Here is a 13078-nt window from a genome sequence, read left to right on the forward strand (position 1 = left end):
GCTATCGGGGCCGCCCTTGCGGCATGGGTCTGCTCACGCGCAACCGTCTCCTCGTCCAGTTGGCGATCCCTGTGAACCCCTCTCCGCCGCCTGGCGATGGATAAAAACGGCAGGGATCACGCCGATCATGAAGATGACGCTGACCATCCGGAAGCTGTCGCGAAACGCCATCATGCTGCCTTGCGCTGCCACGACGCTGCCTAGAAACTGGGAGGACGCAGCCAGCGCCACGCCTTCGGTGAGGCCGGCATGCGCGTAGAGCGCTGACAACTGCCGCAAGGCTTCGGCGGAGGCTGTATTCGCGGCATCCTGCGTGGCCGCAAAGGTCTGAGTGTAGAGCTGGGAACGCCGCTCCAGCGCGACCGAGAGCAGATTTACGCCAAGCGCCCCCCCCAGCTGTCGCACGAAATTGATGGCGCCGGAGCCCTGGCCGAGCATCGCATGGGGGACGGTGCCGAGCGCGCCCGCATTCAGGCTCGTCATGATGAACGCCAGGCCGATGCGCCCAAGGACGAGCCACCACGCAAAAGCCAGGAACGAAGTGTTGGTGTCTGCCTGTGCCATCAGCGCAGAGGACGTGGCGAAGACGATCAGTCCTAAGACGATCGGCATATGCGGTGATGTGCGATCTGTCAGCCGCCCGGCAAGGGGGAAGATGACGCCCAGCACGAGCCCGGCCGGCATCAGAAGCAGTCCGGATCGCGTGGCGGTGTACCCCTGGACGGTCTGCACGAACAACGGCACCAGGTAGGTGGAACCATAGATCCCGGCACCGAATATGAAGGCAACGACCGACGCGGCCGAGAACGCCGGGATGGAAAACAGCTTCAGGTTCAGCATCGGCGAAGCCGTTCGCAGCTCCCACCAGAAAAAAGCCATGCCGCAGGCTGCGGCTGCGGCGAGGTTCAGCACAATGACGTTCGAGCTCCATCCGTCACGCTGGCCGTGCGAGAGGCCGGTGAGCAGAGTGACCAGGAACACGGCCATCAACAGGAAGCCGATCCAGTCGAACCGGCGCGGCGGCCCGCTCCCCGCCCGTCCTGGAAGGAACATGAGGGCCGCCAGGATGCCGATGGCGCAGAACGGCGGAGTTAGGAAAAAGACGTAGCGCCAGCTGAAGCTGTCCACCATGATCCCCCCCACCGCGGGACCGAGCGCAGGCGCAAGAACGACGCCGATGCCGTAGATGCCCATGGCCGAGCCCCGGCGCTCGGGCGGAAAGACCTGAAAGATCACCATCATCGTCAACGGCTGCAGGATCCCCGCGGACGCGCCCTGGAGAATCCGAGCCAGGATCAGCACACCCTCGGCCGGCGCGAGGCCGCCGAGGACTGATGCGCCCATGAAAACGGAAATTGCCAGCAGAAATGTTGCCCGCTGCCCGAAGGATTCCACCATCCATGCGTTGAGGAGCATGGCACCGGTCATGGCAGCCAGAAACGCGGTGGACAGGAGTTGGGCCTTGTCCTGGCCCATGCCGAACGCGCCCATGATGTCGGGCAGCGCAACGTTCACGATCGTCGAGCTGAGCACGCTGACGATAGTCCCGATCATCACGGTAGCCGTGGCGAACCAGCGATAACCGGGGCCGTAACGGGCGACGAGGTCCGCGGTCGTTGTGGACGCGCGGTCTTCATTCACGGGTGTTCGCCTCGACCTGCACCATCATGCCCGGCTTGAGCGCACCGTCGCGCCGGGCGACGGAAATCCGCACGGGCAGTCGCTGGGTGATCTTGGTGAAGTTGCCGCTCGGATTCGGGCTCGGAAGGAGTGCGAATTCGCTCGTCGCGGCTTGACCTACTCTCTGGACGGTTCCCTCGAACCTGTCCCCCGGAAGGGCGTCGACCCGGACGCTCACCTTCTTGCCCGGACGGAAATGGCGGATGTCCGTTTCCTTCACGTTGGCCTCCACGCGGACCGCCCGGGGGTCATGTGCCAACAACAATCGTTGACCGGCAACCACGTATTCACCGGCGTGAACGAAGGTGCGGTCGACCACACCGTCGAAAGGCATGACAACCGTCCGCTCCTTCAGATCCAGAGTGGCCCGCTCACGCTGCGCGCGCAGTTCAGCCTCTTCGGGATCGAGTTGCGCGAGCTGCCGCGCGAGTACCTTGACTTCCTCTCGTTCAGCTTGGGCTTGCGCAGATGACGAACGATTGGTTTCGAGGTTGGCGACGGATCCGCGGACCTGCTGACGCGCCGTCTCCAGCGCCGCGCGAGCGCGGTCGAGTTGATCCCGCCCGATCGCCCCGCCGGGAGCAAGCTGTTCGGCGCGTCGTGCATCGCGCTGCGCAAGATCCTCATTTGCCTGCGCACCGGCCAGTAACGCCTGTGCCTGCGTCACGGCCGCGGCCTGCCCGCGAACCTTGCTGGCCGTACGCATGTCGATCATGCGAAGGCGCGCACGCAGTTCCTCTCGCCGCAACGCCATGCCCGCCAGTCTTGCTTCAAGCTCCTCGATGCGCAGCCGAGCATCCCTCCCATCGAGCTCCACCAGCAGCTGCCCCTTCGCTGCATGGTCGCCCGAGATGACGCGAACACTCACCACCCCGCCGGGAACGCGACTGCTGATCGCGACCATGTCGGTTGCCACCCGCGCGTCATCGACAGTCACCCAGGTCATTTGGTCGTAGAGCCAAGCGGCCACCAGTAACACGGTCGCTGTCGCGACGACAAGAATCGCCCACCTGCGGCCCGCAGCACGCGGCCCACCGCGCGTCATCCATCCGGCTCGACGTTCGAGCTCTGCGGCGGCCGCATGGCCCCCGGTAGCCTCGCTCACGGTACGATCATCCTGCTGGAGGGCGCCGCGTCGGCCTCGCCGAACGCCCCGAAGCCGCGCAACTTGGATTCCAGCAGCGAGAACACCCGCATGCATGCGTCGAGTTCCCGCGCGTCAATCCCACGGAACAACTCTGTCCGCAGGGAGTCAGTCACCGTGCGGATGCGCGCCAGTCGGGGCCTTGCCTTCGCCGTCAGTCTGACGGCCTTCGCCCTGCGGTCACCGGGCACCGCCGTGCGCTCTATCAGCCCCTCCGCCTCGAGCCGGTCGAGCATGCGGACCATACTGGGGTTTTGCACGCCGATTGCGGCAGCCAGAGCGGCTTGCGTCACGGGCTGGTCCATGGTCTGAAGCCGCAGCAGCGCCAACCACTGGGCGTCGGTCGAGCCGTGCTCCGCCAGTCGCCGATCGATTTCGGCACGCCAAAGCCTCGATACCCGACCTAGCGAGTTTCCGAACTGCTCATGGGCTCTCGAACGCGATTCCATTTGTGCATTGCACAGCTTGTTTGAGCCTAAAGGATAGCATGCTCATAATTAGCTGGCTAACCATTTCGCGCTCTAGGAGGTGAACGCGAATTCAAGACGGACACTAAGCCGCGAGCGAGGGCGCCAGCATCCAGCATCAGGATGTTGAGCTCCCATGTCGCGCCCGTCAGGACGGGACGCCGACTGTGCGCGCGGCCGCGAAACTCGATTCAATCTCCCGGGCGGTCGCCAGGACATCGGCGCCGTAGCGCTTGATCGCCAGGGCCATGGACAAGGCCTTGAGGGAGAAGATGACGTTGAAGCACGCGACCACCCGGCCCTGGTGAAGCACCGGGGCCGCCAGCGCCCCGAAGCCAGGTTGGCGCGTCCACTCGCCATCGTTGGCGCCAAAACCGCGCTCGCGCGTGGTCTGCAGCACGCGCCTGAGCGTACGTGTATCCCTGGCCATTTCTCCATATCTGTCATCACGCAAAGCCATCATTTCCAGGAGCAATTCGCGTTCATCGTCAGGACAGAACGCAAGGTAGGCCCGGCCGGTAGCCGTCGGCAGCAGAGGAGTGTGATCGCCCACCGTTCCGGGGTGAAAGCTCAGGGGACTGAAGGAATGTGTCGAGAAACGAATGACCATCCTCTCCTCTTCGCGCGTCACCAAGTCGCTTGGCCAAAGAATCTTTTGGGTCAGCCTGCGCAGCGCCGGCGCCGCTGCTGTGCATGCACCGGTCTCGTCGCGGAAGCCGGCCGACAACTGCTGGACGCGAAAGCTCAGCCGGTAATGATTCCCGTCTTCCGCAGGGTGCACGAATCCTGTCGCGCTCAACGTCTCGAGCAACCGCTTGACCGTGGATCGGTGGAGTCCCGTGGCCCTCGCAAGCTCGACAGCAGATGCGACGCCGCTACTCAGCTTGTTCAATTCGCAAAGGACCGCAAGCCCCCGCGTCAGGCCCTGCACATGGCGGTACGTATTGCTGTTCGGCATGGTTCACATTGTGAACCGAATGTTGGCTGCGCTGGTGAAGGGCCCGAAAAGAAATTACCGTCGCCGATACGTCAAACACTTTCGCCAATGTTCCTTCGCGACTACATCGGGCGGTGCGCCGCCACATTCCCAGACGACATTGCCTACAAGAGCGGTGAACGTTCGCTGAGCTGGGGCGAGGCCGATCGTCGCAGCACGGCGCTTGCTGGCGCGCTTCAGTCACTGGGCCTTCGCAAAGGCTCCACGGTCGCGATCCTTTCGAGAAACCGCCTGGAGATCGCCGAGCATTGGCTTGCGTGCCTCAAGGCCGGTATGTTGCGCGTCGGGATCAATCGACGGTACTCTGAAAAAGAGGTCCTGCATCTCCTGGAGGATTGCGCGGCGGGTGCGGTTCTCGTCGATGCCGATTGCGCGCCGCTGCTCTCGAGCCATTTCGAGACGCTGCGAACCAATGGGACGCATCTCATCGGATTCGGATCCGCTCATGGGATGGTGTTCGACTATGAAGCGCTGATCGCACAGCAGCATCCTTCGCAGGCTCCGGAGCTCTCTTCGGAAGATCCCGCGCTGATTGGCTACACGTCCGGATCCACGGGGTTGCCGAAAGGGGTGCTCCTGACACAGCGCAATGTACGTGAATTTGCGATCCACCTGAGCCTCGCCGCAGGATTCGTGAAGGATGACGTGCGCTTGCCGTTCATGAATCCAGCGGGTGTGAACATCGCCAACACCTGCGCGAATCTCGTCACGGGGATGACTACCGTGATCGAGGAGTTCAATGCGGAAGACTTCCCCAGGCTCGTGGCCGAGCACGTCGTCACCTGCGCGAGCCTGGCCCCGACCATGCTTCGGCGTGTCATCGATGTGGTGCGACGCGGGAACACAGACATTCGCTCGTTGCGTCAGGTGATGTATGGCACGATGCCCACTCCGCCCGCGCTGATTCGCCAGGCGTACGACGCGTTGGATTGCACCTTCCTCCAGCTCTATGGCGCGTCCGAGTCGAGTGGCCCGGTGACGGCGCTGCGCGACAGCGAGCACCGGCGAGCCATCGCTAGCGAGCCCGAACTTCTCGCGTCGGTCGGACGCGCACTCCCGCATGCGGAGGTTTCGATCAGGGACGATGCGGGACGCGAAGTGCCGCGCGGAGAACTGGGAACAGTGTGGCTGGGTGGGCCGACGATCATGTCGGGATACCTGAATCTTCCCGATGAGACGGCCGCGTCGCTTCACGGCTGCTGGCTGCGCACCGGCGACCTCGGGCGCATGGACGGATCCGGCTACATCTTTCTCGGTGACAGGAAGAAGAACATGATCATCAGCGGCGGGATGAATGTCTATCCGGCAAGCGTGGAAAACGCTTTGGCCGAGCATCCCGCAGTAAGCGAGGCGGTCGTGGTCGGAGTTCCTCATCCCGAATGGGGAGAGGCGGTCGTCGCACTGGTCACGCTTTGGCCCGGAGCCACGGTAGCCCCGGAGGAGCTCGTTTCGCATTGCCGCAGGGCCCTGCCGCGGTGGGAGGTGCCGAAGCACGTCGGCATTACTGCGGCTCTTCCCCATGGCTTCACCGACAAGGTCGACAAGAAGGCAGCACGCGCGCAACTCATATCAGCCGGCCTGCCGTGGAACGTGGAGGTATGACCGTGGAACAAGTGGACAAGGCCGTGAAGCGGGAATTGAACTACGCCGCGATCGTCCAGGACGACCGCGTGCATGGGAGTGTCTATTGCGACCCCGCCGTCTTCACCGACGAGATGGAGCGCATTTTCTACTCCAGCTGGGTGTACGTCGGGCACGAGAGCGAAATCCCCAATCCGGGTGACTACGTGACGCGGCGCATCGGACGCCAGCCCATGATCCTTATCAGGGACACGGACTCGCAGGTGCATCTGCTGCATGATCGCTGCCCGCATCGAGGCAACCGTCTCACGCAGCGAGACAAAGGCCACATGCGCAACCTGGTGTGCAGCTATCACGGCTGGGCCTTCGACGCACGCGGGCAGTTTCTGAGCATGCCGGCCCCTGCGAGTTTTCCGCATGGCTGCGAGAACGAGCGTCACATGCGTGCGGCTTCCCGAGTTCAAACCTACGGCAAGTTCATCTTCGCGAGCTTGGCCGCGACTGGCGAGTCTCTCGAGGACCACCTTGGCAACGCACGCCAGTGGATCGACATGCTCAACGGACTTTCACCGACGGGGCGGATACGGCTCGATGCCGGCTGGATGAAACACAGGATCGCGGGCAACTGGAAAGGGCTGGCGGAAAACCAGGTCGACGGCTATCACCTGGCGCATGTCCATGGCTCTCTCCTGCGTGCCAATCGCGACTTCACGACGATGCGCGACCGCTCCGACGAGTCCGCGACGCGGTTGCGAGACAGGGGGCATGGGCACGTCGAGATTGACTTTGCTCCCGACTTTCGCCGCAGGCAGGCGCTGCTGGGTTGGAGCGGGGATGTCGCTCCTGAAAGGGTTCCGGCCTACGTCGCTGCAATGAAAGAGGCATACGGTGACGAGGAGGCCGTCAGACGCCTGACCGATGGACCGCCTCACGCAGTCGTCTTTCCGAATCTCTTCCTGGCCGAGATGAACGTCATGATGATCGAACCGGTGGGACCCCACGAAACCATCCAGCACAGCACCGCGGTGATCCTGGAAGGCGGGGCCGAGATGAATTCGCGCACGCTGAGGCGGTGCGAAGGGGCGCTTGGCCCGGCGGGCATGCTTGTCGCAGACGACGCGGAGATCGCGGACCTTCAGCGGCAGGGTATGGCAAGTGCCCAGCCGGAGTGGCTGTTGCTGCGGCGTGGCATGCAGAGCGAAGTGACGGACCCGGATGGCTCGCGCAGCGGCGACCTGAAGGATGAAACGCCCCAGAGAGGATTCTGGAGGCACTATCGCCACGTGATGTCGAGGGCGTGCGAATGACGGCGTCGTTCGACGAAGCGGCCGTGCACCGCTTCCTGTTCAAGGAGGCCCGCCTGCAGGACGAGCACCGCTACGAGGAGTGGGAGGCGCTGTGGGCGGAGGAAGCGCACTACTGGGTGCCGCTGGGGGAGGAAGGGGAGCCGGAGAGCAGGATCTCGATCATCAACGACAACAGAGCGCGGATCGCCGGCCGTGTGCGCCAGTTGATGACCGGGCGTCGCCACGCCCAGAGCCCGGCATCGCGCATGCGCCGCGTGATTGGCAATATCGAAGTCGGATCATTCGACGGGGACACTGTTCGCGTCGAATCCAACTTCCTGCTGATCGAACACCGCCGAGACACCACCCGGCAATGGGCCGGGAGGACCCTTCATGTCTTGCGCCCTGTCGATTCGGACTTCCGGATGTTGGTGAAAAAGGTATCGCTTGTCGATGTGGAAGCGCCGATTCCGACCTTGGCATTTCTGATTTGACAATGCATCCTCGTCGCACCGTCATCATCCGCGGCTTGGGCACCGCGGGTCTGTCGCGCGCCCAACCGCTGGACGCCAACGAACTCGCCATCGGCGCGATCGACGATGCACTGAGAGACAGTGGCCTTGCTGCGAGCGACGTCGATGGCCTGTTGATCAGCCGCAGTCCCGTCGCATCGGACCCTGCGCCCGGCCTCGGACTGCATCGCGCCGCGGCCTTGCCGGCGTTGCGATTGCTGCAGGTCCTGGATGGCGAGGGAACCAGCGCCCTGCAGATGATCCAAGCCGCCACACAAGCAATCGCCCACGGCGCGGCAACGAATGTCATCTGCGTCTTCGCCGATGCGCCGCTTCGGGGCGGAAAGCGCGGGTCGCAAGCGTTCGGCACCACGCGCGTCACTCGTGGAATTGGGGGCCTGCGCTACAGCAGCGGGGCTTTCGGTGCGGCTTCCATCTACGCGATGGCGGCACAACGCCACATGGACCGATTCGGAACCACCCGTGCGCACCTTGGAGCAGTGGCCATTTCGACGCGCCAGTGGGCGTGCATGAATCCGTCTGCCCTGTTTCGGGAGCCGTTGACGATGGAGGCCTACCTCTCGGCCCGGAAAGTGGCAGAACCCTTCGGGTTGTTCGACTGCGCAGTCCCGGTGGATGGCGCAGTGGCGGTGTTGCTTGGACCGGGGACCGGATCGTATCGGAAGCCGCCCGTCCAGGTGATGGGTTGCGCACAGGCCCACGAGCCGGCAGCATGGCCGCACGACTCGGGCGATGGCCCCGATTCGGCGGCAACACGCGCATTCCGCGCCGCGCTCGAGTCGGCGCGGGTCGCCAAAAGCGACGTCGACATGCTGCAGTGCTACGACGCATTTACCTTCATGACCCTGCAGGCCCTCGAAGACTTCGGCTTCTGCGCGGCGGGGGAGAGCGGCGGCTTCGTCGCCGACGGCCAGACATCTCCGGGAGGCCCCCTGCCTGTCAACACGGGCGGCGGCCATCTCTCGGGCTTCTACTTGCAAGGGATGACACCCATTGTCGAGGCAGTACTCCAACTCAGAGGTGAGGCCGGCGCGCGCCAATGTCCGCGTAGCGACGTTGCCGCCGTAACCAACACCGGGGGCTATTTCGACCACCACGCTTGCCTGGTTCTCGGCTCGGCAGCCACGCTTTAGACCGTTCGATGCCCTCCACGCCCACCAAACCATTTCCGCAGCCCGACTCGGCCAGCACGCCGTTTTTCCAGGCGCTGCGCGATCGACGACTGCTCGTGCAGCGTTGCGTCCACTGCGGTCTTTACGCACTCGGCAGCTATCGTTGCCGCACCTGCAGGCATGCGGTGGAGTGGCAACCGGCGAGCGGCCGCGGCGTGGTCTATACCCATACACGAGTCCATCTGGCCTATCACCCTGCATTCGAGTCACACGTTCCCTACGACGTGGTCCTGGTGGCTTTGGCCGAGGGACCGCACCTCATCGCCGGATTCCGCGACGAACGCCGTCGCGGACCGCATCCAGGCATGCCTCTGGTCGTTGCGTTCGAATCGGCCAACGACACCTGGTTGCCCTACTTCGTTCCCGAAGAGCCGGCGCATCGATCCGGCGTCGCAAATAACCTGGAGACACCATGACACGTCTTGCCCGATGGCTTGTTTTCCCGCTGGTCGTAGCCTGCTTCGCTGCAAGCGGCTTTGCGCACGCTCAAGGCTGGCCCTCCCGCCCGGTGAAGCTGATCGTTCCCTACCCGCCGGGCGGCATCGGCGATGGAATCGCGAGAGCGTTGGCTTTGCGGCTCTCTGCGAAGACGGGGCAGCCTTTTGTCGTCGAAAACCAGCCGGGCGGCAACCAGATTCCCGCGACTGCCGCTATGGGCCGCTCAGCACCGGATGGTCACACGCTGCTGCTCGCAAGCCCTACGAACCTGATCCTCAACCCCTTATTGCAAAAGGCGATCCCTTATGACGCCGACAAGTTCACGCTGATCAGCACTGTCGCCACCTCACCATTCTTCGTCCTGACAGAACCGAAACTTCCTGCGAACTCCATCCCGGAGCTGATTGCGTTGGCCAAGTCGAAGCCAGGAGCACTGGCTTACGGGTCCAATGGCGAAGGCAGTTCCTCACACCTCGCGGTGGAACTGTTCAACCAGATGGCCGGTATCCGGATGACGCACGTGCCCTACAAAGGCACTTCGCAGACCAACATCGACCTGATGAACGGTACGCTCCAGCTCGTGTTCTTTCCCGCGGTCGGCAGCCTTCCGCTTGTCAAGGACGGCAGACTCAAGCTTCTGGCGGTGACCAGCGGACGCCGCTCGGCTGCGGCTCCCGATGTTCCGACCATCGCCGAAGCCGGTCTGCGCGACTACGTGGTCGAAGTCTGGTTCGGACTCGCGGGCCCGGAAGGGATGCCCAAGCTTCTGACGGAACAGATTGCAGCCGCCGTTCGACAGGCACTCGAGGATCCGGCGCTGAACCGCGACTTCGCCGCTCAGGCGGTCGAATTTGAAGGGAGCACGCCGGAGGCGTTCAGAAGTTCGCTCCAGCGCGAACGCAAGCTCTGGGCATCGTTGGTGCGAACTCTCAACCTCAAACCGCAATGAAGCCGCAAATCCAGTCCCCGCGGAACGGGGATTCGCCCCCCCGGGAAGCCTTTCATGCGGACTATCGGTCGCTGGTGCTTCGCGACCGGATCCACAGCAGCGTTTACACCAGTGACGAGGTGTTCAACGAGGAACTGCGCCGGATCTTCTATGAAGGCTGGGTCTACGTCGGGCACGAGTCGGAGGTCCCCAACGCCGGAGATTTCGTCACACGCACAATCGGATTGGAGCCCGTCCTGATGGTGCGAGATCTGGACGGTACCGTTCGCGTTCTCTGCAACCGGTGCACGCACCGAGGAAACATGTTGCGCAAAGCGGACCGCGGAAATGCGAAAGTCCTCGCGTGCAGTTACCACAACTGGACATTCACGCTTTCGGGCGAATTGAAGTCCTTCCCGTTCCCGAGTGGCTTTGCCGCGGACCGCGCCGCACTGAATCTGGCTCGCCCTGAACTCGTCGACAGCCATCAGGGGTTCGTATTCGCGAGTTTCTCCGCCGAAGCGGGACCGCTTTCCGCGCATCTGGGCCGCGGCGCACGAATCCTCGACCGCGCAGCCCGGATGTCTCCGGCCGGCAAGCTCCGCCTCACGGCGGGGTGGGTGCGGCACCACATGTCGTGCAATTGGAAAATGCTGCCCGAGAACGCGACGGACGGCTATCACGCGACGGCCCTGCACTCATCGTTCTTCAAGGTGTTCAGGACTCAATACGACAGCGCGATGGCACAGGAAAAGGAGCGCGTCGCCGAAACCATCGACTGGGGAGGCGGCCATGTGGAGCTGAATTTCGCCAAGCGCTACACGAAGCCTCTGGAATGGCTCGGGTCGAGCGAGGAGCGACTGCCGAATTACGTCGCAGAGATGGGGCGCGCTTACGGAGACACCGAGGCCAGAAAAATCCTGCTGGAAGGTCCGCCGCACGCTTCCATTTTTCCCAACCTCTTCATCGGCGAAACGAATGTCGTCATCTTTCAGCCTTTGTCGGCGAATGCGTGCGTGCAATGGCACACGCCCATTCTCCTGGACGGCGTAGAGGAGAGTCTGAACACGCGGTTCATCCGGCAGTCCGAAGGCGCGATGGGACCATCGGCATTTCTGTTGCCCGACGACAGCGTCGTGTCAGAGCTGCAGCAGATGGCGATGTCCGGACGAGGGGGATGGCTCGACCTCAGCCGCGGTCTCAACCGCGAGGAGTACAGGGATGGCGTCGTGGTGAGCCACGGTACGGACGAGGTGAGCAACAGGGGCTTCTGGAAGCACTATGTCGATGTCATGCAGCGAAGCGGAGGGTTGATTGATGGCGCCGACCATTGAAGAACGCGTGGAGGTCGAGCAGTTCCTTTTTGAGGAAGCGCGACTCGCCGACGAGGCCAGGTACTTCGAATGGGAGTCACTGGTCGATGATGACATGCTCTACTGGGTTCCACTAGGTGACGGAAGCGAGAATCCTGCCAGCCAGATTTCGATCACTCGCGACAACCGCCAAAGACTGGCGAACCGGATCAAGCAGCTCGCGACGGGTAAACGGCCGGCGCAGTCCCCGGCGTCGCCCATGCGGCGAGTACTGTCGAACATCCAGATTCGAAAGGCTGCGGTGGACGAGTTCGAGGCCGGATGCAATTTTGTGCTGTACGAGCTGAGGGTCCAGTCGACCGGCCAGCTGCTGGTCTGGCCGGGCCGCGCCGAATACCGGATCCGGAGAAAGGGCTCCGGACTGCTGATGTTTTTCAAGAAAGTGACGTTGGTGAATGCCAGCGAACCGCTGCCGAGCCTTGCATTCATTATCTGAAGCCTCGCCCGAGCTAGCCATCCCCCACCGCGGAGAAATTCCATGAAGTTGTTGTTTCAAGTTCTCACACTGCTGTCGTCCCTTTGCTGCGCACCGCAGCTCCTCGCGCAGGACGCGGGCGGCTACCCGAACCGCCCTATCCACATCGTCGTGCCGTTCTCGACAGGCGGCCCTGGGGACGTGCTCGCGCGCGTCATTGCGGAGCGGCTTCGCTCCGCGTGGAAGCAACCGGTGATCATCGACTACCGTCCAGGCGCCGCAACTCAAATCGGGACAGCCGCCGTCGCGAAGGCAGCACCTGACGGCTATACGATGGGCATCGTCACCATGGCCCATGTGACCAATCCCTCCTGGTTCGAGGGCCAGCTGCCTTACGACGCAATTCGCGACCTGCGCGGCGTGACACAGATCGTCGATCTTCACATCGCAATCCTCGCCACGCCCAAGCTCGAGGCGAACAACCTGGCCGAACTGATTGCGCTTTCGAAGAAGAAGCCCGGAGAAATCACTTTCGCGACCGTGCCGGGGACCGGAGGGCACCTCGCGGGGGAGTTCCTCAACACGCTGACGGGCGCATCGTTGAGATTCGTGCCCTACAAGGGCGCGCAAGATGTCAAGAACGATCTCATCCCGGGCCGAATCGACCTTTCGTTCGATCCGCTCACTGCTGCAGACATGCAGCTGGTTCAGGCCAAGCGACTCAAGGTGCTTGCTTTGGCGGGGAGCGGCCGCTCCAAGCTGGCGCCTGACTATCCCTTGGCCTCGGAAACGGTACCGTCGTTCGTTGCGAGTGGAATGATGGGCTTGGTGGTCCCCAAAGCGACGCCAACCGATATCGTTCAGCGCATCTACCGCGAACTCAACAAGGCAATGCAGTCCGGAGATTTGCGAGAGGCCATCATGCAGCTCTTCATGGAGCCGAAGCTTTCCTCGCCGGAAGAGTTCGACGCGCTGATCGCATCGGAGACTTCCAAGTGGACCGGGGTTGTCCGCAAGATCCGGGCAGGTTCGCCCGACGCGTCTCGAAAGTAAAGGCTACCCCG

General features: G+C 63.2%; 13 protein-coding genes. 9 read left to right on the forward strand and 4 right to left on the reverse strand.

Annotated features, from left to right (window positions below; translation table 11 throughout):
- Positions 1-33: 33 nt before the first annotated feature.
- From H8R02_RS01025 to H8R02_RS01040, 4 genes are all read right to left on the reverse strand, one after another.
- Positions 34-1641 (reverse strand): DHA2 family efflux MFS transporter permease subunit, encoded by a 1608-nt coding sequence (locus tag H8R02_RS01025; RefSeq protein WP_222622297.1) that lies wholly within the window; start codon positions 1639-1641, stop codon positions 34-36.
- Complete coding sequence (locus H8R02_RS01030; protein ID WP_222622298.1) at positions 1634-2785, reverse strand: HlyD family secretion protein; 1152 nt, start codon at positions 2783-2785, stop codon at positions 1634-1636. Before H8R02_RS01030 ends, H8R02_RS01025 begins: the two co-directional genes overlap by 8 nt.
- Positions 2782-3273 carry a MarR family transcriptional regulator gene (locus tag H8R02_RS01035; protein WP_187079488.1) on the reverse strand — a complete coding sequence of 164 codons (492 nt, stop codon included), beginning with the start codon at positions 3271-3273 and terminating at the stop codon, positions 2782-2784. The genes H8R02_RS01030 and H8R02_RS01035 overlap by 4 nt, the downstream gene beginning before the upstream one ends.
- A gap of 166 nt (positions 3274-3439) precedes the next feature.
- Complete coding sequence (locus H8R02_RS01040; protein ID WP_187079489.1) at positions 3440-4249, reverse strand: DNA-binding transcriptional regulator; 810 nt, start codon at positions 4247-4249, stop codon at positions 3440-3442.
- A gap of 87 nt (positions 4250-4336) precedes the next feature.
- Here H8R02_RS01040 and H8R02_RS01045 point away from each other — a divergent pair, with 87 nt between their 5' ends.
- The 9 genes from H8R02_RS01045 to H8R02_RS01085 are packed head-to-tail and all read left to right on the forward strand — an operon-like array spanning position 4337 to position 13067.
- Positions 4337-5890 (forward strand): class I adenylate-forming enzyme family protein, encoded by a 1554-nt coding sequence (locus tag H8R02_RS01045; protein WP_187079490.1) that lies wholly within the window; start codon positions 4337-4339, stop codon positions 5888-5890.
- A 2-nt stretch (positions 5891-5892) separates the two neighbouring features.
- Positions 5893-7176, forward strand: a complete 1284-nt coding sequence (locus tag H8R02_RS01050) for an aromatic ring-hydroxylating oxygenase subunit alpha (RefSeq protein ID WP_187079491.1) — start codon at positions 5893-5895, stop codon at positions 7174-7176.
- Positions 7173-7649, forward strand: coding sequence for an aromatic-ring-hydroxylating dioxygenase subunit beta (locus H8R02_RS01055; RefSeq protein WP_187079492.1), 477 nt, complete (start codon positions 7173-7175; stop codon positions 7647-7649). Before H8R02_RS01050 ends, H8R02_RS01055 begins: the two co-directional genes overlap by 4 nt.
- Positions 7650-7651: 2 nt before the next feature.
- Complete coding sequence (locus tag H8R02_RS01060; RefSeq protein WP_187079493.1) at positions 7652-8821, forward strand: thiolase family protein; 1170 nt, start codon at positions 7652-7654, stop codon at positions 8819-8821.
- A gap of 8 nt (positions 8822-8829) precedes the next feature.
- On the forward strand, positions 8830-9276 hold the full coding sequence (locus H8R02_RS01065; protein ID WP_187079494.1) for a Zn-ribbon domain-containing OB-fold protein: 447 nt from the start codon (positions 8830-8832) through the stop codon (positions 9274-9276).
- On the forward strand, positions 9273-10247 hold the full coding sequence (locus H8R02_RS01070) for a Bug family tripartite tricarboxylate transporter substrate binding protein (RefSeq protein ID WP_187079495.1): 975 nt from the start codon (positions 9273-9275) through the stop codon (positions 10245-10247). The genes H8R02_RS01065 and H8R02_RS01070 overlap by 4 nt, the downstream gene beginning before the upstream one ends.
- Positions 10244-11560: an aromatic ring-hydroxylating oxygenase subunit alpha gene (locus tag H8R02_RS01075; protein WP_187079496.1), complete on the forward strand. Its 1317-nt coding sequence runs from the start codon at positions 10244-10246 to the stop codon at positions 11558-11560. Before H8R02_RS01070 ends, H8R02_RS01075 begins: the two co-directional genes overlap by 4 nt.
- Positions 11544-12035 (forward strand): aromatic-ring-hydroxylating dioxygenase subunit beta, encoded by a 492-nt coding sequence (locus H8R02_RS01080; protein ID WP_222622299.1) that lies wholly within the window; start codon positions 11544-11546, stop codon positions 12033-12035. Before H8R02_RS01075 ends, H8R02_RS01080 begins: the two co-directional genes overlap by 17 nt.
- Positions 12036-12077: 42 nt before the next feature.
- On the forward strand, positions 12078-13067 hold the full coding sequence (locus tag H8R02_RS01085; protein WP_187079498.1) for a tripartite tricarboxylate transporter substrate-binding protein: 990 nt from the start codon (positions 12078-12080) through the stop codon (positions 13065-13067).
- Positions 13068-13078: the final 11 nt, after the last annotated feature.

Source organism: Ramlibacter albus (assembly GCF_014297445.1).
GTDB classification, from domain to species: domain Bacteria; phylum Pseudomonadota; class Gammaproteobacteria; order Burkholderiales; family Burkholderiaceae_C; genus Ramlibacter; species Ramlibacter albus.

Bases quoted from the DNA above. Each gene is read 5' to 3' on its own strand.
- H8R02_RS01045 (WP_187079490.1), top strand. From the start codon at position 4,337: ATGTTCCTTCGCGACTACATCGGGCGGTGCGCCGCCACATTCCCAGAC.
- H8R02_RS01080 (WP_222622299.1), top strand. From the start codon at position 11,544: ATGGCGCCGACCATTGAAGAACGCGTGGAGGTCGAGCAGTTCCTTTTT.
- H8R02_RS01060 (WP_187079493.1), top strand. From the start codon at position 7,652: ATGCATCCTCGTCGCACCGTCATCATCCGCGGCTTGGGCACCGCGGGT.
- H8R02_RS01055 (WP_187079492.1), top strand. From the start codon at position 7,173: ATGACGGCGTCGTTCGACGAAGCGGCCGTGCACCGCTTCCTGTTCAAG.
- H8R02_RS01085 (WP_187079498.1), top strand. From the start codon at position 12,078: ATGAAGTTGTTGTTTCAAGTTCTCACACTGCTGTCGTCCCTTTGCTGC.
- H8R02_RS01035 (WP_187079488.1), bottom strand. From the start codon at position 3,273: ATGGAATCGCGTTCGAGAGCCCATGAGCAGTTCGGAAACTCGCTAGGT.
- H8R02_RS01065 (WP_187079494.1), top strand. From the start codon at position 8,830: ATGCCCTCCACGCCCACCAAACCATTTCCGCAGCCCGACTCGGCCAGC.
- H8R02_RS01075 (WP_187079496.1), top strand. From the start codon at position 10,244: ATGAAGCCGCAAATCCAGTCCCCGCGGAACGGGGATTCGCCCCCCCGG.
- H8R02_RS01040 (WP_187079489.1), bottom strand. From the start codon at position 4,249: ATGCCGAACAGCAATACGTACCGCCATGTGCAGGGCCTGACGCGGGGG.
- H8R02_RS01070 (WP_187079495.1), top strand. From the start codon at position 9,273: ATGACACGTCTTGCCCGATGGCTTGTTTTCCCGCTGGTCGTAGCCTGC.